Source organism: Geofilum sp. OHC36d9, assembly GCF_052400685.1.
In the GTDB taxonomy this organism is placed as follows: domain Bacteria; phylum Bacteroidota; class Bacteroidia; order Bacteroidales; family Marinilabiliaceae; genus CAZHHH01.
In genome coordinates this window covers 26054-49544 of the sequence record NZ_JBQTGJ010000013.1, presented here as the reverse complement: position 1 = coordinate 49544, position 23491 = coordinate 26054, and the positions used below count along the sequence as shown (strand labels likewise).

At 41.7% G+C, this 23491-nt stretch carries 21 protein-coding genes; 6 read left to right on the top strand and 15 right to left on the bottom strand.

Annotated features, from left to right (window positions below; genetic code table 11):
- Positions 1-34: 34 nt before the first annotated feature.
- Entirely contained in the window at positions 35-1372 is a 1338-nt protein-coding gene (locus ACT3CD_RS12565) for a pectate lyase family protein (protein WP_444645983.1), read from the top strand.
- 249 nt (positions 1373-1621) lie between these two features.
- Here ACT3CD_RS12565 and ACT3CD_RS12560 read toward each other — a convergent pair whose 3' ends face one another.
- The 13 genes from ACT3CD_RS12560 to uxaC form a co-directional block, all read right to left on the bottom strand.
- Entirely contained in the window at positions 1622-2872 is a 1251-nt protein-coding gene (locus ACT3CD_RS12560) for a tagaturonate epimerase family protein (protein ID WP_444645982.1), read from the bottom strand.
- Between the two features lie 22 nt (positions 2873-2894).
- Positions 2895-3941, bottom strand: coding sequence for a substrate-binding domain-containing protein (locus tag ACT3CD_RS12555; RefSeq protein WP_444645981.1), 1047 nt, complete (start codon positions 3939-3941; stop codon positions 2895-2897).
- 176 nt (positions 3942-4117) lie between these two features.
- Positions 4118-5416 (bottom strand): TRAP transporter large permease, encoded by a 1299-nt coding sequence (locus tag ACT3CD_RS12550; protein WP_444645980.1) that lies wholly within the window; start codon positions 5414-5416, stop codon positions 4118-4120.
- 9 nt (positions 5417-5425) lie between these two features.
- The gene (locus tag ACT3CD_RS12545; RefSeq protein WP_444645979.1) at positions 5426-5908 is read right to left on the bottom strand and encodes a TRAP transporter small permease; all 483 of its coding nucleotides are present in this window, start codon (positions 5906-5908) and stop codon (positions 5426-5428) included.
- A 50-nt stretch (positions 5909-5958) separates the two neighbouring features.
- On the bottom strand, positions 5959-6966 hold the full coding sequence (locus ACT3CD_RS12540; RefSeq protein ID WP_444645978.1) for a TRAP transporter substrate-binding protein: 1008 nt from the start codon (positions 6964-6966) through the stop codon (positions 5959-5961).
- Between the two features lie 58 nt (positions 6967-7024).
- The gene (locus ACT3CD_RS12535; protein ID WP_444645977.1) at positions 7025-7354 is read right to left on the bottom strand and encodes a hypothetical protein; all 330 of its coding nucleotides are present in this window, start codon (positions 7352-7354) and stop codon (positions 7025-7027) included.
- A 19-nt stretch (positions 7355-7373) separates the two neighbouring features.
- On the bottom strand, positions 7374-8828 hold the full coding sequence (gnd, locus tag ACT3CD_RS12530; RefSeq protein WP_444645976.1) for a decarboxylating NADP(+)-dependent phosphogluconate dehydrogenase: 1455 nt from the start codon (positions 8826-8828) through the stop codon (positions 7374-7376).
- Between the two features lie 103 nt (positions 8829-8931).
- Positions 8932-10206 (bottom strand): lactate racemase domain-containing protein, encoded by a 1275-nt coding sequence (locus ACT3CD_RS12525; RefSeq protein ID WP_444645975.1) that lies wholly within the window; start codon positions 10204-10206, stop codon positions 8932-8934.
- Positions 10207-10272: 66 nt separating this feature from the next.
- Entirely contained in the window at positions 10273-11352 is a 1080-nt protein-coding gene (locus tag ACT3CD_RS12520) for a sugar kinase (protein ID WP_444645974.1), read from the bottom strand.
- Positions 11353-11415: 63 nt separating this feature from the next.
- A complete protein-coding gene (locus tag ACT3CD_RS12515) occupies positions 11416-12264 on the bottom strand; it encodes an SDR family oxidoreductase (RefSeq protein WP_444645973.1) in 849 nt (282 codons plus the stop codon).
- Between the two features lie 83 nt (positions 12265-12347).
- Positions 12348-13019, bottom strand: a complete 672-nt coding sequence (locus ACT3CD_RS12510; protein WP_444645972.1) for a bifunctional 4-hydroxy-2-oxoglutarate aldolase/2-dehydro-3-deoxy-phosphogluconate aldolase — start codon at positions 13017-13019, stop codon at positions 12348-12350.
- Between the two features lie 109 nt (positions 13020-13128).
- Entirely contained in the window at positions 13129-14163 is a 1035-nt protein-coding gene (locus ACT3CD_RS12505) for a PfkB family carbohydrate kinase (protein ID WP_444645971.1), read from the bottom strand.
- A gap of 43 nt (positions 14164-14206) precedes the next feature.
- Positions 14207-15601 (bottom strand): glucuronate isomerase, encoded by a 1395-nt coding sequence (gene uxaC / locus ACT3CD_RS12500; RefSeq protein ID WP_444645970.1) that lies wholly within the window; start codon positions 15599-15601, stop codon positions 14207-14209.
- 306 nt (positions 15602-15907) lie between these two features.
- On the opposite strand from uxaC, the gene ACT3CD_RS12495 reads away from it, so the two are divergent.
- From ACT3CD_RS12495 to ACT3CD_RS12480, 4 genes are all read left to right on the top strand, one after another.
- A complete protein-coding gene (locus ACT3CD_RS12495) occupies positions 15908-16936 on the top strand; it encodes a LacI family DNA-binding transcriptional regulator (RefSeq protein ID WP_444645969.1) in 1029 nt (342 codons plus the stop codon).
- Positions 16937-17007: 71 nt separating this feature from the next.
- Positions 17008-17847: a 5-dehydro-4-deoxy-D-glucuronate isomerase gene (gene kduI, locus ACT3CD_RS12490; RefSeq protein ID WP_444645968.1), complete on the top strand. Its 840-nt coding sequence runs from the start codon at positions 17008-17010 to the stop codon at positions 17845-17847.
- A 406-nt stretch (positions 17848-18253) separates the two neighbouring features.
- Positions 18254-19060: a gluconate 5-dehydrogenase gene (locus ACT3CD_RS12485; RefSeq protein ID WP_444645967.1), complete on the top strand. Its 807-nt coding sequence runs from the start codon at positions 18254-18256 to the stop codon at positions 19058-19060.
- Between the two features lie 171 nt (positions 19061-19231).
- Positions 19232-20449, top strand: a complete 1218-nt coding sequence (locus ACT3CD_RS12480; protein WP_444645966.1) for a DUF4861 domain-containing protein — start codon at positions 19232-19234, stop codon at positions 20447-20449.
- A 669-nt stretch (positions 20450-21118) separates the two neighbouring features.
- On the opposite strand, the gene ACT3CD_RS12475 is transcribed toward ACT3CD_RS12480, so the two are convergent.
- Positions 21119-22150 (bottom strand): Lcl C-terminal domain-containing protein, encoded by a 1032-nt coding sequence (locus ACT3CD_RS12475; protein ID WP_444645965.1) that lies wholly within the window; start codon positions 22148-22150, stop codon positions 21119-21121.
- A gap of 30 nt (positions 22151-22180) precedes the next feature.
- Positions 22181-22609, bottom strand: coding sequence for an Lcl C-terminal domain-containing protein (locus ACT3CD_RS12470; RefSeq protein ID WP_444645964.1), 429 nt, complete (start codon positions 22607-22609; stop codon positions 22181-22183).
- A 509-nt stretch (positions 22610-23118) separates the two neighbouring features.
- Between ACT3CD_RS12470 and ACT3CD_RS12465 the strand changes: the two genes are divergently transcribed.
- On the top strand, positions 23119-23490 hold the full coding sequence (locus ACT3CD_RS12465; protein WP_444645963.1) for a DUF1304 domain-containing protein: 372 nt from the start codon (positions 23119-23121) through the stop codon (positions 23488-23490).
- Position 23491 lies beyond the last annotated feature (1 nt).

The following is a 23491-nucleotide window of genomic DNA, read 5'->3' as shown; positions in this document are numbered from 1 at the left end:
AGTAAGGGAGAATTTTAATTTAACTGATATTACGATGATGAGGAAAGTTGAAGTACTGTTGGCATCTATGTTGTTTTTGTCATGTGCCGTTAACAGTCAGACGGAGTTTAATGATAAATCATTGGCTTTTCCTGGTGCCGGGGGGGCAGGAAAGTACACTGTCGGTGGACGTGGCGGTCAGGTTTATGTGGTCACTAATTTGAATGATGATGGTGAAGGGAGTCTTCGAAAGGGGGTTCATAGAAGTGGTTCACGTACCATCGTTTTTGCTGTTGCGGGAACAATTCATTTGGAGCGATCGCTCGATATTAATAAGGATAGTATCACTATTGCCGGACAAACGGCGCCAGGGGATGGTATTTGTTTGCAGGGATATGGCATAAAAATTAAAGCCAATGAGGTGATTTTGCGTTATTTGCGTATCAGACCGGGCGATATTTATGCTGAGGAGCAGGATGCCTTGTCTGCGATAGGCAATAAAAATATTATAATTGATCATTGCAGTATGAGTTGGAGTACCGATGAGGCGTGTTCCCTGTATAATAATGAAAATTTAACATTACAATACTGCATTATTAGTGAAAGTCTGAATTTGTCGTATCATCATAAAGGCGAGCACGGTTACGGCGGAATCTGGGGCGGCAATAAAGCTTCTTTTCATCACAATTTATTGGCGCATCATAAAAGTCGAAATCCTCGTTTTCAGGGAATCCGTAGTTTGAAAGAGGGACAAATGGAATTGGTGGAGATGGTTAATAATGTGGTTTATAATTGGGGTCAAAAAGCTGCTTATGCAGGTGAAGGGGGTTCTTATAATATGATTGCCAACTATTTTAAGCCGGGTCCTGCCACTGCTAAGGATGAGCGTGTTTTATTTATAGAGCCATATCTTCCGTGTGGTCATTTTTATTTGCAGGGAAATGTGATGGACGGATCTATGACAGTAACTGAAAATAATGTTTTGGGCATGAACAATAAAAAGGGACAACGTGCCCATGCTGTTGCTTCAGAACCGTTTACCGTTTCTGATTTAGTTATTGAAGAGGCGTCGGTAGCCTATCAGAAAGTTTTAGAATCTGCTGGAGCAAGTCGTGTGAGGGATACCGTGGATTCTCGTATAGTCCGCGAAGTCGCCGATGGTTTGTCATCCTGCGGGAATAATGGAATTATTAACAGTCAGGAGGACGTTGGGGGATGGCCTGTTTTGTCGGCTGATACGATTGCCTCTGATTCAGATGGCGACGGGATGCCTGATGAGTGGGAAATAGTGAATGGCCTAAATCCCAAAAATGATGACGACCAGTCCTTATATTCTCTTTCCAGAGAGTATACTAATATTGAAATGTATATTAACGGTCTGGTGATGATGTAGTATTCTACAACTAAAATTTGAATGAAACAACCATGTTATTTTTTTGCAAATAAGTTTGTTTCACTCAAGGTCCTTATTGATGTATTCTGAGAGTATATGTATTCTAGTTGATTCTATTTTTATACTGTCAACCTAAAAGGAATCTATTGTCTATAAAATAAAAGCATCCGGTGAAACAAGTCTCACCGGATGCTTAATTTACTAACGTGTTTTTTGACAAACGTTTAGTTTTTTATCATTTTAATTTCACTACAGCGCCAGTAATCTTTTTAGATGGCGTTCGTAAATGTTTTCGAAGACACAATTACCTACTATATCGGCATGTTGTTCGAGTAGCGCATTGTATTTATTAATATTTTCGGCTGCCAGTTTGTAGCCAACGTGCACCAGTTGACGCATATTCGGATTGTATTGCGGATGTCCCGGAATGTGTCGAATGGCATTGGCAAAATCTTCATTGCTCCAGCTGTTTACTTCAGCGGCTGAAGGAAGTTTACTTTCGTCTATATCAATCACATCTGCATATGGTGCACATAATTTTTCTACATTTTGAAGTGCTTTGGCATATATTTCTTTGACAAAGTCAAGCGCTTCGCCACCGGCCAAAGCCAGACCAATCACTTCTTCCAACCAGGTAGTACCGGCTGTTTTTAGGTGAAATCCTTTATCATGTTTTTTTGTAAGCTCACGGATCGGATCGTAGATGCTGAATTTGTCGGAACCGGAGTGGATGCTAAGTTTTAGTTCATCAGGCAAACCAAAAGTTTTTACAGCAAAATCAATAACCATCAGGTTGGCTTCAAATTCTTCGGTAAATACTTTTATATCACCAACATAATCAACCCCTTTGTTGAAACGACCGGTAAATTTGGGCGCTATAGTTTGTGCCGGTACATTATAATAAGCCAGCATGGCCAGTATGAAAAACAACTCAACGGGTTTTTGTGGGTTGGGCACTTCATCCATCGAAACCTCAGTGATAAAATTACCAACACCTTTAGCTGCCGCAATTTTTTTGTAGGTCTCGCCTGCCATACAAGCAGCATACAAGTATTGGTCGACAATTTCATCGACTTGTTGTGCGGTTATATTAACGGGCTTGTCAATTCCAGGAATGGTGAATGTTCCAATGTATTTTTTCATAGATTTTATGAATGCCTCTTTTTGGCCACAGTCACCTTGTTTTCCAATGTATGAAGCTACGTCAATGGTGAAGAAATCCGAAGAATCCATAAAGCGATCTACTGTGTCGAGGTTAATGTGATCGGCATCTACAAAGTAGGGCTTGTCCCAGGCCATTTCTTTAATGGTTTTATCTACGGCTTTACGCGCATCTATGGGCTCGCTGCCTATAGTTGTATGCTCCCGGTTTGATTTGTTCCAAACAGGGGAGATGTCGTAGCCTTTGCGGGAGGCTTCAACCACTGCTTTTAGTTGAAATTTGGCCTCATGGGCAAAACGGTCACCCATGCCGACCGAATATTTAGAAAGTTTTTTCATGGTTGTTAATTTTTAATTGATATTAAAATAGATCCACATTTTCAACGTTGATAATTTCTACGGGCTGAAATTCCCTTTTGGCCGGCATTTGACGGGCCGTCAGATAATCAAATAATTTTTTCACTGCTTTTTCGGATTGTTCCATCGGTTTTTGTCCTATTAAGAACTGAATAACACCTTTTTTGAGGTAATCTACATTTTTACGTGTCAGTTCGTATCCAACCACCAGGATATCCTTCATTTTTTTGTTTTGGATGTACCGGGCTATTACGTGGGTCTTGGCACTCGACACTAAAATTGCGCTAATATTGGGGTTCGATTGCAGAATATAGTCCATTTTTTGGTCCACAATGCTGCGTTCGGTCGAGGGTATTTCAACGGTTATTTTCATACCCCGGTTTTTCCCGGTGTCGAGGAAATAACTCATGAATCCTTGGTTACGCCTGTTTAGATGTTGTGTGTTTTCCAGATCTTTGGCTATGTTTACAATCAGAATATCTTTTTGGGGATTTACACCGTAATCAATCAGGCTTGCAGCCACACGTCCGCTTTGATAGGCATCTTCTCCAATAAATGAGAGACAGTTGGCATTTTCGATGTAAGTATCGATGAATATGTATGGAATACATCGTTGATCCAATTCTGCGCATAGTGATACCGATTCTTTTTTTAGGATTGGGGCGAAAATGACTCCTTCCGGGTTGTCGTTCATCATTTCCTGCGATTTCAGCATGAAATCGGTTTCGTTGTGCAATTCAAAAAAGTAGTATTTAATGTCGACCAGAAACGGACGCAAATCTTTTAGCGCTTTATCTATGCCTTGGGGGTGCGATATCCAGAACACATTATCGTTGCCTCCGCGTGGTATTAAAGCAGCCAGATGGTACTGTTTTTTTGCTGTGAGGGCTTGTGCAACTATGTTAGGCTGGTAATTCATATCGCGGGCAATAGCCAGAATTTTTTCCTTGGTTTTTTCGGCTACTTCGCCACGGTTATGTAAAACCCTGTCGACTGTTCCAATGGAGACTCCGGCCTTAGCGGCAATATCTTTGATGCGAACCTGTTTCATTCGATCTTTCTATTTGTTTGACAGGTTTCCGGCAGTGCTTTTTTATGGTTATTAGCATTGTAAGCCAGATGGTAAAATTATCTATGAAGAGATACACGATCTCCAGAATTGTGTTATTCCTGTTAGATTGCGCAGCGCAAAAAGCGCTACGCAATTAATTATGTTTGAAAGGTATGCTAGAAACCAAACAAATGAGGAACAAACATGGTTATTGATGGGAAAAAGGTAATAATCATTAACACGACAATCATCGCAATATAAAATGGTATCATCGGTTTTATGACATTCTGAATTTTCATATTGGCCACGCTACATCCGATAAATAATACCGAACCTACCGGTGGTGTACACAACCCTATGTTGAGGTTCAGAATCATGATAATACCGAAGTGAATAGGATCCAAACCAAGCTGGCTGGTTACAATAGGCAGGAAGATTGGCGTGAAAATAAGAACCGCCGGGGTCATATCCATGAAAACACCTACAAATAACAGAATAAGGTTGATCATCAGAAGAATCACGAACGGATTCGAAGATAAACTTAACAAGCCGTTGCTTACCGTTTGTGGAATATTTTCGAATGACATAACCCATGACAGACCAATAGAAGTGGCAATCAGGAGCATTACAATACCAGTCGTTTTTACGGTTTTTATAAGTATGTTGGGTATGTCGTTTACCTTAATTTCCTTATAAATAAATGCCAGAACTAAGCAATAAACGACTGCAATGGCCGATGCCTCTGTGGCTGTGAAATAACCGGCTATGATCCCGCCAATAACAATAACAAGTAACATTAAGCTGGGGATTGCGTCCAAAAACTTCTTAACAGCTGCTCTGAAAGGAATAACTTCGCCTAAAGGATATTTTTTGCGGTAAGCATAAACTCCACCAACCAGCATAAGTGCCAGTCCTGTTAGAATACCCGGAACATATCCTGCCATGAATAAAGCGGCAATTGAAACCCCACCACTGGCCAGCGAATAAACAATTAAAATGTTACTGGGTGGTATGGCTAATCCTGTGGTGGCAGAGGTGACGTTGATGGCAACTGAGAAGTTGTCCTCGTAGCCTGATTTTTTCATTTGCGGTCCCATGATTGACCCTATGGCTGAAGCTGAAGCGCCGGCCGAACCCGAGATAGCCCCAAATAACATATTGGCCATTACATTTACAAAAGCCAATCCTCCTGGCAAACGGCCTACCATAACTTTTGCAAATTCTATTAGTCGCAACGCTATTCCACCTGAGTTCATTAACTGCCCCGCTAATATAAAGAACGGGATGGCTAATAATGAGAAACTTTCCAGACCCGTGGCCATTCGTTGGGCTAATGTTGAAAATGCCGGTAGGGCATCAAAACTTACCAGCATAGTCGCCAGAGCTGATAATCCAATACTATATGCAACAGGTACACCTATCGTTAAAAAAAAGACGAACGATAGTACCAGAACAACAATTCCTAATACATCCATAACAGCGTTTTATTTTAATGTTTTATATTTTTTGATTAATAGACCAATGTCATCGATGGCATAATAGCACATCAACAAACCGCTGATGGGGACAATTATGTAGACATATCCTACCGGCAATTGAAGAGCAGCGGATAGTTGTCCCAGTACAAAACGGGTGTAAACAAGCCATATGCCACCTATTACCATTACGGATAACGCAAAAGCAATAACCAATAGGTTAATGAAGATCATCATGTGGTTTAAATTTCGAGGCGACAATTTGGTGTGAAGTATGTCAATGGCCAAGTGCTCATTTTTGCCTTTTACATAGGTGGCTCCGGCCAACCCGACCCATATGAGCAGGAATGTGGCCAGTTCGTCGGTAAATGAACTGGGGTCTTTGAAAATGAAACGGCTGGTTACCTGCCACACCACGTCAAGTACCAGTGATCCCATCAGTATCACCAGTAAAAATTCCAGTGCTTTATCTATTTTATTTCTGATAGTCATGATAATAATATTAAAACTCCCAATCAAGGAGAGGATAATCATTGTAATAGTTAGTTTGGTTGAACAGTGGTTGTATCAACTTCAGTCACTTGTGTGTTTCTGATTTGTTCAATCAGAGGATAGATTTTATCATTATTCCTGTAAATATCATACACGCCTTTAACCGCTTCCATAAAGGGCTTTTTGTCGGGGATAATGATTTCAACCCCGTTTTTTTTCAGGGCGGCCAACGATTCGTCTTCCGATTTTTGCCATTCTTTACGTTGAACAACGACCGATTCTTTCACCGCCTGATCCATCCATTTGCGTTCCTGTTCATTCAGTTTTTTCCACGCATGGGTACTCATCAACAGTACATCAGGAATCATCGTGTGTTCATTGAGGGTGTAATAGTGGCATACTTCGTAGTGATGCGACAAATAGAAACTGGGAGGATTATTTTCGGCACCGTCGACAACTTTACTTTGTAATGCTGTGTAAAGTTCACCCCACGATACTGGCGTGGCTGACCCGCCCATTGCTTTAATCATCTCTACCGCAGTGATGCTCTGCATTACCCTGATTTTAAGACCGGCTAAATCGGCGGGTGTATTAATGGGTTTGCTGGCATAAAAACTACGAGCGCCTGCGTCGTAAAAGCATAGTCCACGTAGCCAGTATTGTTCGCCTTTAGCTAACATTGCTTTGCCTATTGGTCCATCAAGTACAGTAAAAGCATGGGCTTTATCGCGAAAAATATAGGGTAGACCAAAAATTTTGTATTCTTCAACAAAGCCTTCCATGGTGGCTGTGGAGACTTTTGTCAAATCCAGGCTTCCCAACTGAAGCAGTTCCAGACTCTCTCGTTCGGAGCCCAAAACGCCGCCGGGGTATATCTCGATCTGTATTTTTCCGTCGGAGAGCTCGGCGACTCTTTTGGCCAAAAATTCCATGGCAATGTGCACGGAATGTTTGGTGTCAAGGTTGTGCCCCAGCTTAAGGACTTTAACGTCGCTTTTTAATCCGCATCCTGTTAGTATGCTGATAGCCAGCGTCGTTATGGCTATTATTTTTTTCATTTTATAATATTTTGGTATTTAGTTGCACTATTTGGCTTGTATGGTCATGCCTAAAACTTTAACAACCTAAAGCGGAATAGTAAATGATTTGTGTTTTCAGACAAATATTTTTCAAATAATTAGTGTGTGCCGGGGAAACGCCTGTGGCAGATACTAAAGTTTCATTTTTTAGACTTTCATGCTTAAATATTTTTTTCATAGGTTGAATGGCACACATGCCCCTTTTTATTAACTCTATAATTTTTTTCCTGTAAGCATGTTCGTTTCCAGGCTTGAAAGATGTGAGTTTACTGTTGTAAATCATCATTTTGAAAGCGAGTATGACGAAAAAAATGACGTTTCTTGCTGGCACTAATAAAAGTAACGGTTGTACGCTTCCTTGAAGCATACAACCGTTACTTTATTACTTAGGCATTATACGTGGTTGAAGCTGTAGAGCCCCCACGACCGGTCCAATTGGTATGGAAAAATTCACCGCGGGGTTTGTCAACTCTTTCGTAGGTATGAGCCCCAAAATAGTCGCGTTGGGCCTGAAGCAGGTTGGCTGGCAAACGCTCGCTCCGATAGCCATCGAAGTAATTGAGAGCCGTTGCAATAGCTGGGGTAGGAATACCATTCATTACTGCCGTAGCCACCACATTACGCCATCCTTGCTGTGCCTTGTCCATCACATCTTTAAAGAATGGGTCGAGCAGCAGGTTGGTGAGATTTTCGTTTTTGTCGAATGCGTCTTTAATTTTACTTAAGAAGGCTGAGCGGATGATACAACCACCACGCCACATCAAGGCAATGCCGCCGTAGTTCAGTTTCCAGCCATATTCTTTGGCCGCGGCTGCCATCAAGGCGTATCCTTGTGCATACGACACAACTTTTGAGGCATATAAAGCCGATTCAATATCTTTGAGAAATTGTTTTTTGTCGCCTTTAAATTCTGGTTTTGGACCTTTTAGCGTTTTTGATGCGGCAACCCGTTCTTCTTTGAGTGCTGACAGACAGCGGGAAAAAACAGCTTCGCCAATTAATGTCAACGGAATGCCATGGTCAAGGGCCGTCACTGCCGTCCATTTACCCGTCCCTTTTTGTCCTGCGGTGTCAAGTATTTTATCAACCAATGGGGCACCGTCTTCATCTTTGTAGGCTAAAATATCACGTGTTATCTCAATGAGGTAGGAATCAAGCGGGCCTTCATTCCATGTTTTGAATGTTTCGTGCATCTCATCGGCCGACATGCCCAAAACATCTTTCATGATATGGTAAGCCTCATTGATGAGCTGCATATCACCATATTCAATGCCATTGTGAACCATTTTCACAAAATGTCCGGCACCATTTTCGCCAACCCAGTCGCAACAGGGAGTCCCATCTTCTACTTTAGCTGATATAGCCTGGAAAATTGGTTTTACAGCAGGCCATGCTTTGGGTGATCCGCCCGGCATGATTGATGGTCCTAACAAGGCGCCTTCTTCACCACCTGACACACCGGTACCAATATAAAGCAGTCCTTTACTTTCAACCAACTGAGTTCTGCGGTTGGTGTCGGGATAGTGGGTGTTTCCACCGTCAATAATGATGTCGCCTGCTTCCAACAAAGGGATAAGGCTCTCAATGGTTGTATCAACAGCGTTGCCCGCTTTTATCATCATCATGACCTTGCGTGGCCGCTCCAGCGACTGAACCAATTCTTTAAGAGAATGCGTTCCTTTAATATTTTTGCCTTTGGCCCGACCGTTAACGAAGTTGTCAACTTTATTGGTTGAGCGGTTAAATACTGATACCTGGAAACCTTTGCTTTCCATATTCAGTACCAAATTTTCTCCCATAACTGCAAGGCCTATAAGACCTATGTCTGATAATGCTTTCATATTACTATTGTTTTTTATTACTTAAATATTGGAGACACGATGTTTGTTTTAGAACCTTTATCAATCATTTTTAGATGAAAGTTGCGGCCCTAAAAATAGATAATTAATCTTTAAACCGGTCTTCATGTGCCCATAAGCCAACGGCCGGATTTGAAATATAGAAAATTTCTTCACCATCGGGCATCTTGTTAAATCCGTCCTTCAAAGTTTCAGGATTATAACGTTTGGTCATCTCTTTTAAATCGGCATAGTTAAAGTAAACCGATTCTATTTCTTCTTTGGTTAAATGACCCGGACAATAAGTAATGGAGAAACGTCCTTCGGAACTACCATGAATGAGGTGAGCTGCTGCGCCCAGATTATTTTTCATGTCTGTTTCTTTTTCCACATATTCTAAAGTCCGCGGTGTGCCACAATAGCCATATTTCCGAATGAGTTTATCAATGGTTTTGTCTTCACCAAATTCTTTCAGGGCAGGGGCCAGAACAATTAATTCGGCGCCATCGGCCAGAGCCATACGGGTACGATAGATGCTTTTATTTCCCAGCCAGGTACTTTTAAATTCCGAAGGATCAAGGTAAACCACCACTTTTTTTAGAGGTTTCGGCACCATCTCAAAATTTACTTTGATGGATAGGTCGGCTGCCAGATTAAATACTTCTTCATCATCGCCAATAAATATGCCGCGTGTAACAAGCTGTCCGCTGTCGTTACGACCCACAACGGTTTGTACATAAATAATTGGCATATCTTTGGCAAAGTGTTCTGAAGCATAATTCAGCACCTTACGTACAGGGTTACTGGCCCGTCCCATAATGCGTTCCATGCCGTAAGCCGCCCCAATAAAATGGCTTTTGTTGATACCTTCGGAGCCGCCTGTGCCCACAAAAATATTTTTATTGTAATTGGCCATGCCAATCACTTCGTGAGGCACCACTTGCCCAATGGAGAGAATCAGATCATGTCCCCCATTCACCAATAATTTATTTACCTGAGCGGGCCAGTCGTAGCTTATGCGTCCGTTGGTTAATTCTGAGATATAACTACCCGGAACAATACCCAGTGTTACTACATCGTTGCGCCAGTCGTGTACTCTGAATAGCTTTTCCGGTACGCCGGCAAACATGTGCTTTATTTCTTCTTCGCGCATAGCCGTGTGTGTGCCTAAGGCAGGCAACACATCAGTCATTTTATCTTTATAAAATTGATACGCATAAGAGGTTAGTTCGCCTGCACGTGAATGAAAACGTGTGTAATCAGGCGGAATAGCCAGCACTTTTTGGCGGGGGCCAAGCTTTTGGAGGGCTTCAAACAACGCCGACTTTAAATCGGCGGATGAAATTTCCTCATTTTCCGAACCACGTTGATATAGTACCATGATTGTATTTTTTTTTGCTGAGTGTCCGAATTGTTTTTTGTTGTCGGTGACTCAGCTTGTGCTTAATTATCTTTTTACTCTTGCATTACCACTCCATACGCTCCACACCATTTCTTCGTCGGCCGGCTGTGCGTAGTCGGTGAGGAAGGTCGTTGCCAGAGCACCGCTGGCCCAGCCAAATTGAGCCCACTTTTGAGGTTCCCAGCCTTTTAAAATACCGTAGAGCATACCGCCAACAAAGCCGTCGCCACCACCAATGCGGTCGAGCACGCGTATAGGACGGGGGTCAACTACTTCCCAGTTGTTACCTTCGAGCATAATGGCACCCCATAAATGTTCGTTGGCGTTAGTCACCTGACGAAGGGTGGTGGCAAATACAGAAGCATTTGGAAAGGCTTTTTTTACGCGCATAATCATTTCTTTGAAACTGTCGATTTTGTCACTAATACCTTTACCGCCGGCTTCGGGGCCTTTAATGTTTAAGCACAATTGAAAGTCTTCTTCATTCCCGATTAGAATATCTGAAACAGAAGCTATTTCGGCGAATATTTCATGTAATTTTTCTTCGCGACCTTTCCAGAATGAAGCGCGATAGTTTAAATCGAAAGAGATTTTTGTCCCGTACTTTTTGGCGGCACGTGCTAACTCAAGGCAAAAGGTCCCGGTGTCGGGTGACAGGGCAGCAATCAGGCCCGACAGGTGAATGATTTGTACGCCTTCCTGACCAAAAATACGATCCAGATCAAAATCTTTTACGTTGAGGGTACGTCCAACCTCACCTGCGCGGTCGTTTTGTACGCGCGGCCCCCGCGAGCCATAACCACTGTCGGCAATGTTAAATTGATGACGATAACCCCAAGGATCACCTTGTTCCACTTCCACACCTTCAAAATCCATGTGACGGTTTTTGAGATTGCTTTTTATGAAACTGGCAATGGGACTACCTTTTACGAATGTCGTTAGCACTTTAACCGGGAGTCCCAGATATGATGAGATACTGGCAACATTGGTTTCAGCACTGGTTGCCTGCATGGTGAATGTGTCGCTGCTATGAACTGGCTGTCCGTTGGCTGGGGTAATGCGTACGCCCATGCTTGTGGGGACTATTAACGACCATTTGAATTTTTTTTTCAGTTCGATACTCATGGTTATACAATTTTAGGGTTTCTTGACTGGAATATACGACAGAACAATTTTTGGCGCTTTGTTTTATACACCACTGTATGCGCTAAATCCGCCATCTACTGGAATCACTATACCAGTGATGAATTCGGACCAGTCGGACAGCAGATAGAGAAGCGTTCCGGTCAGTTCTTCGGGTACGCCATAACGTCCCATAGGCGTTCCGTTCATGATTTTTTGCCCACGAGGGGTTGATTGTCCTGTCTTTTCATCTACCAGAAGAAAGCGGTTTTGGTTAGTAAGCAAAAAACCTGGAGCTATGGCATTGACACGGACGCCGGTTTTTGCGAAGTGAACCGAAAGCCACTGTGTAAAGTTATTGATTGCTGCTTTTGAAGCTGAATAGGCCGGAATACGTGTTAACGGCCGGTAGGAATTCATGGATGAAATATTTACGATACCGCCTTTTTCTTTTTCAACCATATCGGTTGCAAATACCAGTGTGGGAAGAAGGGTCCCTTTAAAATTCAGATCGAAGGTTTTGTCAAATCCATCCAGTTGAAGACCAAAAAAGGTGTCTTCAAGCTTGTCACCGGGAGTCATTTGTTCAACTTTTGACGTGGCAGAAGCAGCGTTACCGCCTGCACCGTTTATCAGATAGTCTATTTTGCCCAGTTGGTTATTTATTTCTTTTTTTGCGGCCTCAAGCGATTCGCGGTTCAGTACGTTGGCCGAAAAGCCAATAGACTCAACGCCTGTTTCGGCTTTTATTTCAGCCGCTACTTTTTGAGCAGCATCAAGATTTAAATCAAGAATGGCTGTTTTTACGCCATGGACAGCTAATGCTTTGGCCATGGTGGAACATATAACGCCGCCTCCACCAGTTACTACAGCGACTTTATCTTTTACATTTAACGCTTTTACAGATGCTGTCATGATACTAATTATTTAAATAGGTTTTTATTTGAAAAATTAAAAGGGTGGCCGCTGATTTTAATTAAATCAACGGCCAGAAATTATTATTTTCTTACTTTTTCAATGGTAATCATCAGCTCTTTTACTTTTTGTGTCAGAGCCTTGAAATCGCCTTTTTCTATTATATCTTTCGGAAAAAGGTTTGATCCCATGCCAACACAAGTAACGCCCGCATTGAACCAGCCTTGTAGGTTTGATTCGGATGTGTCTACACCACCTGTTGGCATGATGTTAGTCCATGGCATTGGACCTTTAACGGCTTTTACGAACGAAGGACCTCCTATTTCTGATGCTGGAAACAACTTCACGATTTCAGCGCCCAGCTCCTGAGCTTTATTGATTTCAGAAATAGTACCGCAGCCTGGTGCCCATGCTACTCCGCGACGGTTACAAATTTTGGCCATTTCTTCATTCAAAAGGGGAGAGACCACAAAATTGGCACCTGCCTGAATGTATAACGCAGCCGTAGCTGGTTCGACCAGTGAACCTACGCCTAAAATCATTCCTGGAAGTTCTTTTAATGCGAATTTGTTGAGTTCGCTAAATACTTCGTGGGCAAAATCACCCCGGTTTACAAATTCAAAGACGCGGATGCCTCCATCGTAACATGCTTTTAGCACGTTTTTGCTGACTTCCAAATTGGCATTGAAAAATACAGGAACAACTCCCGTGGCTTTCATTGCCGTAAATACTTCACTTCTACTGTATTTTGCCATTATTATAGTTATCAATAGTTATCGAAAGAAATAAGACTTTTAAATTTCTTGTTTGCTAATTGATAGCATCGAAAAGTTGTTTTAACCCTTTTCGACAACCAGTTATTTTTTATCTTGATACGCGTCCGGAGGCATCACCCCCCATTAGTTTTTCTACTTCGTCAACAGTTACCTGATTGAAATCACCCGATATGGTATGTTTCAGGCATGAGGCAGCTGTTGCAAAACGCAATGCTTTTTCGTCGTCTTTATACGATAGTAAACCATAAATTAAACCACCCATGAAAGAATCTCCTCCACCCACGCGATCAACAATGTGAGTAATTTGGTAGGTTGGTGCTGTATAAAGGTTTTTTCCGTCGAATAATACGCCTGACCAGGAATTGTGGTTGGCACTTACAGAACCTCTAAGAGTGGTAATCACTTTTTTTACGCGTGGAAATTGTTTCATGATTTGTTCTGAAACACTTCGGTAAGCTTCAGCGTCTACATGTCCACCGGTTACATCAACACCTTCAGGACGGATGCCCAATACCATTTCGGCATCTTCTTCATTACCTAAAACAACATCGCAGCCAGCTACCAGTTCAGGCATGACTTCGCTGGCTTTTTTTCCATATTTCCAGAGGTTTTTGCGGTAGTTGAGATCACAGGATACTGTTATGCCTTTTTTGTTGGCAACTTTTATAGCTTCCAGGCATGCATCAGCTGCGCCTTGTGAAACAGCAGGAGTGATACCGGTCCAGTGAAACCATGATGCACCTTCCAATATTTCATCCCAGTTGAATTGTCCTTCTTTGACCTGCGAAAATGAAGAATAAGCGCGGTCGTATACAACTTTGCTTGCTCGTGCTACAGCGCCTGTCTCGAGGAAGTAAATCCCCAGACGTTCTCCACCAAACTGAATGTTTTTGGTGTCAACGCCATATTTTTTCAGGTCCATGTGGCAGCTACGTCCTATATCATTTTTAGGCAGTGCTGTTACAAATGCAGAGTCAAGGCCATAATTGGCTAGTGAAACGGCTACATTGGCTTCTCCTCCGCCATAGCAGGCATCGAAAGAAGTTGCCTGTGAAAAGCGTTGATATCCGGGTGTGGATAAACGTAACATAATTTCGCCAAAGGAAACTACTCGTGGTGTCATATTTATTTGTGTTTGTTATTTAAGTTTTAGATTTTATGAGTGGTTAAAAACCAAAATATTTCATGGAATTGTTGTAGCTAATATCTTGAATAACTGTTTTTAGCAATTCCTGATCATTGGGGATCATTCCTTTGTCTACTTCATTTCCCAGATGGTTGCAAAGTATTCGTCGGAAATATTCGTGACGTGGATAGGACAAGAAACTGCGTGAGTCGGTGACCATACCCACAAAACGGGCTAATAATCCAAGTGCTGAAAGGTCTTTTAAGTGTTTTTCCATCCCTGTTTTTTGGTCAAGGAACCACCAGCCGGCACCGTATTGAACTTTTCCGGGCGTACGGCCGTCCTGAAAGTTTCCCAGCATGGTCACAAACATTTCGTTGTCTGCTGGATTCAGATTGTATAAAATGGTTTTGGTCAATTTGTCTTCGGAATCCAGTAAATCTAAGAAACGGGATATTTTGATCGCATCCTGAGAGTTTCCAATGGAATCGAAGCCAACATCGGCACCTAATTTTTGGAACATCCGTGTGTTATTGTTACGCATGGCTCCCAAATGAAACTGTTGTACCCAGCCTCGTTTATGGTTCATTTTGCACAGTTCGTACATAATGAAGGTTCTGTAGCTTTCTGTTTCCTCATCACTAAGCGTTTCACCAGCAAGCAAACGGGTAAAGGCTTTTTCTGATTCTACACGGAAATTTTTGGTGTAGTATATTCTGTCTAATCCATGATCAGACGCGCGGCAACCCATTGAATCGAAGAAGGCGTGACGCTGATCAACGACTTCAATTAAATCATGAAGCGTTTTGATGCTTTTACCTGATACCGATTCAAGTTTTTTAATGTAGTCCAGAAAAAATTGACCATTTTCTGTTTTTAATAGATTGTCGGGACGGAATGTCGGACGTATTTTAACACTGAAGCCTTTTAATGATTTATGATATTCCAAAGAATCAATGGGATCGTCAGTGGTTCCGACGACTTCAACATTCATTGTTTTTAGAATGTTTTGTGTGCTGAATTCGTCTTGTTGAAGCATCTCAGTTGCCTGATCGTAAATTTTTCCGGCATTAGCCGGCGAAAGCACCTCATAAATATTGAAGTATCTGGCTAATTCCAGGTGAGTCCAGTGGTACAATGGGTTACCAATGGTGTAAGGCACGGTTTCGGCCCATTTTTGAAATTTGTCGCGAAATGAAACATCACCAGTGCAATATTTTTCGTCGATACCATTCGTGCGCATCGCCCGCCATTTATAATGATCGCCTTCGAGCCAAATTTGGCCTAAGCTTTCAAATTTATGGTTGTTGGCAACCAATTTGGGCGACAAGTGACAGTGAAAGTCCACAATGGGAAGCTTTTCGGCATAGTCGTGATAAAGTTTTTTCGCTGTTTTTCCTTCTAAAGCGAAGTCTGGATGAATGAAATTTGCCATAATTATTAATTGTCGTTAACGGACACGAAGATATAAAGGGTTTGTTCGTTTTCCAAATGTTTTTTTACACAATTTATGATAAAGTCTTTTTTGAATTTTCATATTTTTTATTTAAAATTCTGTTTGTTAAGTTGTTGTGTGTTTTGTTGGTTGCTGTTAGGGTGAATTTATACTTTTTTCTTAATGAATTTGGATAAGGCATGAAGCGGGGATGAGATGATAACTTTTTTATCTAATAATTGTGTTTTTTGTGCAAACGTTTGTATTTTTGTCCTGAGTTAAAAAAGAGAACGTTTAAAATAGTTGATGAAGCGAACTACTATTATCGATATAGCCAATGCATTGGGCATAACGCCATCCACTGTTTCAAGGGCGCTTTCTGGTAGTCCTCGGGTGAATGAAGAAACACGTAAACGTATAGAGCAGAAGGCCGAGGAGTTACATTATCAGCCTAATATGGTGGCTTCGTCATTACGAAAGGGACGTAACGATACAATAGGGGTATTGGTTCCGCGTATTAACCGTCATTTTTTTAGTCATGTAGTAGGAGCTATCGAAGAAGTTCTTAATCCGGCTGGTTTTTCGTTGCTAATTTGTCAGAGTCATGAAAGGTTGGTGAAAGAGGTGCAGTGCATTGATGTATTGTTGAAGAACCGTGTAGCCGGCATTATTATGTCTCATTCAGTTGAAACGATACGATTTGATCACATAATCAAAGCTGTTAACGAAAAAGTCCCGGTTGTGCAGTTTGATCGTGTTTCGAAAATGGTGCCCGGACCGCGTGTGGTGAATGAAAATTTTAACGGCGGCTATATGGCTGTGAAGCATTTGATTCGTAGTAATTACCGTCGTATTGCTCATTTTACAGGTTCATTAAGGGTTAATGTTTATGATGAACGTTTTAAAGGGTATTGTTATGCGCTTGAGGAGGCTGGTATTCCTTTTGACGAATCATTGGTCTTTGAAGGTACAATAACAAGCGAAACGAGTTATGCTATCGCATTTGCATTGATAAAGAGTCAACAGGTTGATGCTTTTTTTTGTGCCGGGGATTATAGTGCCATGGGAGTTTTGCAGGCTGCACGTGAGTGTGGAATCTCTATCCCGGGTAGGTTAGGATTGGTTGGATTTGCCAATGAGCCGTTTGCCGATTTGGTATCGCCGCGATTATCAACGGTTGAACAAAATGCTTACGACTTAGGACATAAGGCTGCTACGGCTTTGTTGCAAGTTATTCAGCAGGATTCTTCAATTGTTAATGATGAAGAGACTGTTCCTGTCCGATTATTGGTTCGTGAGTCGTCAAGTCGCAATAGTGAGGTCAAAATGGAGTGAAACGGATTTGTTTCTTTTAACACATCTTTTTTTAATGTAAGGGTAAAATTTAAATATTAAATTTTTTTATTATGAAATGGGAATTAAGATATGCCGCTCATCCCGGCGATGCCAAAAGTTATGATACTGAGCGTCTGCGCCATGATTTTCTCATCGAAGATCTGTTTCCGCAAGACGATATAAAAATGGTTTATTCCATGTACGATCGTCTTATTGTTGGAGGTGCTATGCCTGTGAAATCAGCACTTAAGCTGGAGCCTTTTGAAGAGCTTAAGGCAGAATATTTCCTTCAGCGTCGCGAAATTGGTTTTATTAATGTTGGGCTTGGTGCCGCCGTTATTAAGGCCGATGGTAAGGAATATAAATTGGCCTATAAAGAGGCTTTGTATTTAGGAAGTGGAAACAAGGAAGTAACGCTTGCTTCTGAAGATGCTTCAAAACCTGCCAAGCTATATATTAACTCGGCCCCGGCACACAAACAATTACCCAATAAAAAGGTAACCCTGGCTGATGCAGAAGTGGCAGTTATGGGTAGTCTGGAGACTTCTAATCATCGTCAGATTAATAAGTTGCTGGTTAATAGTGTGGTCGAAACTTGTCAGTTGCAAATGGGCATGACCGAGTTAAAGACCGGAAGTGTCTGGAATACGATGCCTGCGCATACGCATAATCGCAGAATGGAAGCTTATTTTTATTTTGAAGTTCCCAAGGATCAGGTTATCTGTCATTTCATGGGGCAGCCTGATGAAACTCGCCATATCTGGATGAAAAATGAACAGGCCGTAATTTCTCCATCATGGAGTATTCATAGCGCCGCCGGAACATCCAATTATATATTTATTTGGGGTATGGCCGGAGAGAATCTTGACTATGGTGATATGGACATCCGTCGTCCTGATGAATTGAAATAAATATAGCAGAATAGCTAGAGTCTGTATCTAAAGTGCAACTTCTGTATTATGTTTGCTCGAAAAGTGGTCATTTACTAATTAAACTCACATTTTTCGGGCTGCATATGTCTTGAATTTGAATGCTACAACTCAAACTTCTGATTTTATGGATGGCACTGGTTTGACTCCAAATATTTAAGAGTTTTAAATGGCAATTGTATTCTACGTATTGTAGGCTTAGTTGTGGTTGGCCTGATGTCTCAACTATCGTAAGCAAGTGCTCTTTTAATTGTTGGTGGGAGTCGGTGTTATAAGTCGTTAAAAATCCATCTTTAAAAAGTTTAAATACGGGTTAGTAATTGACCGTTTGTATTTGATTTTTGGGCCATTGAATGGCAAATTAAAAAAACAACTAAATTTTTATATAATGAATAGTGCTATTAATGAATTGTTTGACCTTAATGGTAAGGTTGCGTTGATTACCGGTGGTACTCACGGTATTGGTATGGCTATAGCAAAATTGCTGGGAAAAGCCGGCGCTAAAATTTGCATTAACGATCTTTCTGAAGAGAAATTGGCCGCTGCAAAGGCTGAATATGCCAAAGTTGGTATTGATGCTTATACCTTGGTATTTAATGTGACTAATGAAGCAGAGGTGGATCGCGGAATTAGCCAAATTGAAAAAGAAGTGGGTGACGTTGATATCTTGGTTAATAATGCCGGTATTATTAAAAGAATCCCCATTCTCGATATGCCTGTAAAAGATTTTCAACAAGTGATTGATGTGGATTTGGTTGCCCCTCTTATCGTGGCTAAGCGTGTTGCTCCTAAAATGATAGAGAAAAGATCCGGTAAAATAATCAACATGTGCTCAATGATGAGTGTTTATGGCCGTAATTCTGTGTCAGCTTATGCTGCTGCTAAAGGTGGATTGAAACTTTTAACAGCCAATATGACTTGCGAATGGGCTAAGTACAACCTTCAGATTAATGGCATTGGTCCTGGTTATATTGCTACTTCTCAAACAGCCCCGATTCGTGTAGACGGACATCCGTTCAATGATTTGGTTATGACTCGTACACCTGCAGGTCGTTGGGGTGAGCCAGAAGATGTTGCAAAAGCAGCTTTGTTTCTTGCTTCTAACGCCAGTAATTTTGTTAATGGTCACGTTTTGTATGTAGATGGCGGAATTCTCGCTAACTTTGGTTATGTAAAAGGCGAGAATGATATTTAATGCTTGTGTGGAGTAGAACACCGAAATTCATTTGTTGATTAAATGAATTTTTATTGCCCCTAAATCTTCCCTTTTCAGAGGATTTAGGGGTTGATATTTAAACTGTATTTTTGAAACAGAATGTTCTAATCTTTTTTATTTTACTTTATTCGTTTTCAAATATTTTGATTTATGAAAAAGATGAAATTATTACCTGTTGTTGCGGTGCTTTTGTTAGCTGGTTGCTCCCAATCGGCCCAAAAACCGTTGGAAATAGCTAACCCATTTGATGAGGCTGTTTCTGGAAAGGCAATGATTGTTTCCAGAGCTGAAATGTTGGCTTTAAACGGTTCTGCTAATGATGAACTGGTTGTTTTGGTAAAAGATGCTGAAGGTAATATCCTGCCGTCTCAATGTGATGACCTTGATGGAGACGGACAGTGGGATGAACTTGTCTTTCTGGCTGATTTTGATGCTCGGGAAGCCAAAGAATTTTATTTTTCGGAAGTAAAGCCTTCTGATGCGCCTCAGTTTCCGGTGCGAACCAATGTTAGGTTTGGACGTCAAACAGAGCCTTATGAGGAGGTCTCAACCGATCTTCGTTTGAAGTCAGTTGATAGCCCTACTATTTCAGCAGTGTATCAGATGGAAGGACCTACCTGGGAAAATGATCTGGTCGGTTTCAGAAATTATTACGATGCTCGTAATGGTATTGATATATTCGGAAAGCGCACAACTGCCATGTCATTGGATAAAGCTGGTATTGCCGGACAAAATTATCACGAGTTGGACGATTGGGGAATGGACATTCTTAAAGTTGGAAATTCCTTGGGCGCCGGTGCTATTGCCATTGGTATTAACGACTCAATTTATCGCGTTGGACCTTGTGATGAAGCTGGCTATAAGTTGTTGGCTGAAGGACCTGTCCGGTCTGTGATAGAACTTTGGTTTAAAGGCGTTCCGGCTGGTGATCGTAAGTATGATGTGGTTCACCGTATCTCAATTTGTGCCGGTGACCATTTTTATCGTTCTTCGGTTCAGGTGAACGGATTGCAAGGTGATGAGGTATTGTTTACAGGTATTGTTGACCTGCACGAACTGCCTGCTTTTGAAGCCGAAAAGAGCGGTTTTAAAATTTATGCCACTCTTGGCGCTCAGGCTTATAAAGGCGAGAACCTGGGACTGGGACTTTTGATTCCTGAAAATCAATTCATACAATATAAGGAGGCGCCAAAAGTTGGCAATGGGGTTACTTTTACTCACTTGGCTGCCATCAGCCTGAGTGCTGATACTGCTTCCCAATATGCTTTCTTTTCAGGTTGGGAATATCAGGATCCTAAATTTGCTGATAAGGAATATTTTACGGAAATGATGCGTAAAGCGGCTGTAAAATTGGCTCTTTTTAATTAGTTTAAAAGGCGTTTCAGCTACCTTTTTATTTGTTTTATGTGGTTAGTCGCATTTCCGAAATTTCGGAAATGCGATTTTTTTTATATGTGAGGCATGTTAATAAACTAGGAGAGTGCAAGTCTCTGCCTGTGCCGGCTTGCTAGAATGGCAAGGGTTTTAGGGGAGATCTTTAATCTGAACGGAAATCCCATGAAAATAATCATCTCCCTGTGTGAAAATTCCTTTATCATGGTCGTTTCATATTATTTTGAATCATAATAAACACGCCATAGGTGTCTATCGCTTCGGCAAAAAACAATTTTTATGCGAATATAAAACCCTTTGCAACCAATTATTTTTCTCGGCCGCCACCCAGCGCCTGATACAGATTAATCACAGCTTGCACCTGCTCAAACCAGATGCTTGTTTCGGACAGTTGCGCACTTAATAAGTCTAGTTGTACGAAAAGTACCTCAAGATAGAAAGCAAAATGGATAAACCGATAGTTGCTGATGCTTTAGTATTTAGCGAAGGCACTAATTTTAATCAATTTTTTAAACGTAATACAGGCATGACAGCCTCACAGTTTCGCGAAAAACGGGAATGAAAGTAAAGGCTATGCTCGCACAGAACATAGCCTTTTTAAGTCTATTGATAAAAAATGTCCTTCCCCGCAATCGTTTAATTTGCTTATCGCAATTTAAGTAGGTCTAACATGGCTTGTGCCTGCACTTCAGTAACAACAAGTTTTTTTGCTGCAAAATTAGCCACAAGTTCAGATGCCGAAGGAGCAGGAGGTCCGGCCACAATGGCTACCAATTCTTCTGAAGTTCCTGTTATCCCAATGGTTGAAAGATAGTTGACAGCAGGAGAAAAATCGGGACCTCCTTCGCCATCGGGTGCTCCTTCGCGGTCAGATACATCTTCGTGACCGGGTCCACGTCTGCCTCCTCGACTGGTAATGCCTTCCGGAAAGGATACAACGCGGTCGGGGTTAATACAGTCAGGATTACCATTGGACGTTTCAGTTACATTACCTCCTCTTACCAGACGCACATAGTTGTAACGGTGAATTTCGGGATCTCTCTCAGAAAAGTCCTCTTCCGATTTTGGTGTGAACACGACAGAGCCGGCTCCATGCAAATCGTTCCCATCAGGGTCTGTGTTATAGCCTGCAGCAAGCACCCAGGCATACACCGTACCAACCTCAACGGCACCATCACTTCCTTCAACGGGGTTGGACGTGCTGGACCAATAAAAAGGATAATCTACCTGCCCTTTAATATTTGTGAGTTCTGTCAAATTGAACACGGTTGTGTCCATTGCCGGAAAAGCACCGGAGTAATCTGCGATGCTTTGCAATTCTTTGGCATTGGGCAGTCGCCAATCTTCGTAACCGGCAGTGGTAGCCGATTCGGCATAAGCTAGTGCCTCCTGCCAGCTCAATCCTTTGCCGTTGTCGTTCTGGCTCCACATCAAACCGGTCGCGTTGTCGGTAATTGTGCTATCGCCGTTGTCAACAAAGGCATTTATCCCATAGGATGGATTGCCGCGAACCGCACGCACAAACCGGGCTCCATCCATGGCTTTGATGTGTCCTGTCCAGGAGTTGACAATGAATGAAGGATCCCTCTTGACCTGATCGTTCTGATATTCGCTTACAACGAGGTAGCGGTTACTGGTCCAGGTATGCTGCTGGCGCTGATCGGAACCATCACCCACCAAATGAAAATAATCGGTATTTACCCATGGTCAGCCTTGTGAAAAATCGCGGATGGACCACAACTCTTTAACGCTAGGCAAGCGCCAATCGGAATAACCGCCAAGTGTTAGGGTGTCGCAGTATTTTACAGCATCAGACCAGGAATAGGATGACGTGGATAACTCCTGCGCCCAGATGAGGCCAGTGACATTATCCGTAATCGTTGCATCATCGTTGTCTTTGTAACTGGCAACGTTTCCGGTGTATTGCGTATCCTGTCCGAAGAATGCTTCTCCTTCTTTCGGAGGATCAATTCGCTTGGAACTGTCGTAACAAAACCCCTGTTGGGTATCCACAATGGGATACGTGAGACCTGTTCTGGTAACAGAATTTTTGCATCCCGAAAAAAATGTCGTGGAACACAATAAGGTAAAAAAAAGAAATCCCTTAAATGATTTAAATGTTTGTACCAATTTCATAATTGAATGTGTTTAATTGTCTGTTTCTAAAGCACTATAGCTTGCCTGTTTGCAGGCCTAAATCCAATATCCCAATCGTGAATGTGAAAAAAATGGATTTAGGTGCTCCTTTAATATTATTTATCTACGTACGAAAATAGACGAAATAAAAGTTGACGAAAAAACAATTCGACGAGGTTGGCGTTTTTACCCAGAGGATTAGGTGTTTTTTCGACGGGATACAACCGCTGGAAGTACAGGTGATTCGCTTCTAACCTTAAAATAGTTTGCAAATGTCCTGAAAACCACTTTCTTTATCACTCACATTACCGAAATAGCTAAACAGTAACGAATTTAAAACAAGATCCAATTGAAATTTTTAGATCCGGAATTGCTTGATAATATTCCGGTTGATAAATGGAACTGGGAAAATGAAACATCGAACGAGCAACCTGGATGTACTTCCTTAAGAAGGAAATTATTGAAACACGAAAAGACGTATATAATAATCAAGGAAATAAGCGATAATAATGGAAATGGTAATTAAAATATTGGTAGGATTAATAGCAGCTATTCAATGCTACATATTGTGGTTCGAAATGTTTGCCTGGGAAACGAAAGGCAAAAAAATATTCACCCGTTTCCCCAATGATTTATTTGCAAAAACAAAAGAAATGGCAGCCAACCAGGGCCTTTACAATGGGTTTTTAGCAGCGGGCTTAATCTGGACATTTTTTATACAAAATGCTGATTGGCACATGTACGTATCGTTGTTTTTCTTAAGCTGCGTGTTTGTTGCAGGCATATACGGAGCATTTACCATAGCGCGAAAAATATTTTTTGTGCAGGCTGCTCCTGCCATTGTAACCATCGTTTTGCTGCTGATCAATTTCTGCTGCTGAT

Coding starts and splice junctions, on each gene's coding strand:
- ACT3CD_RS12565 (WP_444645983.1), top strand. CDS start 35: ATGATGAGGAAAGTTGAAGTACTGTTGGCATCTATGTTGTTTTTGTCA.
- ACT3CD_RS12560 (WP_444645982.1), bottom strand. CDS start 2,872: ATGAAAAAACTTTCTAAATATTCGGTCGGCATGGGTGACCGTTTTGCC.
- ACT3CD_RS12555 (WP_444645981.1), bottom strand. CDS start 3,941: ATGAAACAGGTTCGCATCAAAGATATTGCCGCTAAGGCCGGAGTCTCC.
- ACT3CD_RS12550 (WP_444645980.1), bottom strand. CDS start 5,416: ATGGATGTATTAGGAATTGTTGTTCTGGTACTATCGTTCGTCTTTTTT.
- ACT3CD_RS12545 (WP_444645979.1), bottom strand. CDS start 5,908: ATGACTATCAGAAATAAAATAGATAAAGCACTGGAATTTTTACTGGTG.
- ACT3CD_RS12540 (WP_444645978.1), bottom strand. CDS start 6,966: ATGAAAAAAATAATAGCCATAACGACGCTGGCTATCAGCATACTAACA.
- ACT3CD_RS12535 (WP_444645977.1), bottom strand. CDS start 7,354: ATGCTTCAAGGAAGCGTACAACCGTTACTTTTATTAGTGCCAGCAAGA.
- gnd (WP_444645976.1), bottom strand. CDS start 8,828: ATGAAAGCATTATCAGACATAGGTCTTATAGGCCTTGCAGTTATGGGA.
- ACT3CD_RS12525 (WP_444645975.1), bottom strand. CDS start 10,206: ATGGTACTATATCAACGTGGTTCGGAAAATGAGGAAATTTCATCCGCC.
- ACT3CD_RS12520 (WP_444645974.1), bottom strand. CDS start 11,352: ATGAGTATCGAACTGAAAAAAAAATTCAAATGGTCGTTAATAGTCCCC.
- ACT3CD_RS12515 (WP_444645973.1), bottom strand. CDS start 12,264: ATGACAGCATCTGTAAAAGCGTTAAATGTAAAAGATAAAGTCGCTGTA.
- ACT3CD_RS12510 (WP_444645972.1), bottom strand. CDS start 13,019: ATGGCAAAATACAGTAGAAGTGAAGTATTTACGGCAATGAAAGCCACG.
- ACT3CD_RS12505 (WP_444645971.1), bottom strand. CDS start 14,163: ATGACACCACGAGTAGTTTCCTTTGGCGAAATTATGTTACGTTTATCC.
- uxaC (WP_444645970.1), bottom strand. CDS start 15,601: ATGGCAAATTTCATTCATCCAGACTTCGCTTTAGAAGGAAAAACAGCG.
- ACT3CD_RS12495 (WP_444645969.1), top strand. CDS start 15,908: ATGAAGCGAACTACTATTATCGATATAGCCAATGCATTGGGCATAACG.
- kduI (WP_444645968.1), top strand. CDS start 17,008: ATGAAATGGGAATTAAGATATGCCGCTCATCCCGGCGATGCCAAAAGT.
- ACT3CD_RS12485 (WP_444645967.1), top strand. CDS start 18,254: ATGAATAGTGCTATTAATGAATTGTTTGACCTTAATGGTAAGGTTGCG.
- ACT3CD_RS12480 (WP_444645966.1), top strand. CDS start 19,232: ATGAAAAAGATGAAATTATTACCTGTTGTTGCGGTGCTTTTGTTAGCT.
- ACT3CD_RS12470 (WP_444645964.1), bottom strand. CDS start 22,609: ATGAAATTGGTACAAACATTTAAATCATTTAAGGGATTTCTTTTTTTT.
- ACT3CD_RS12465 (WP_444645963.1), top strand. CDS start 23,119: ATGGAAATGGTAATTAAAATATTGGTAGGATTAATAGCAGCTATTCAA.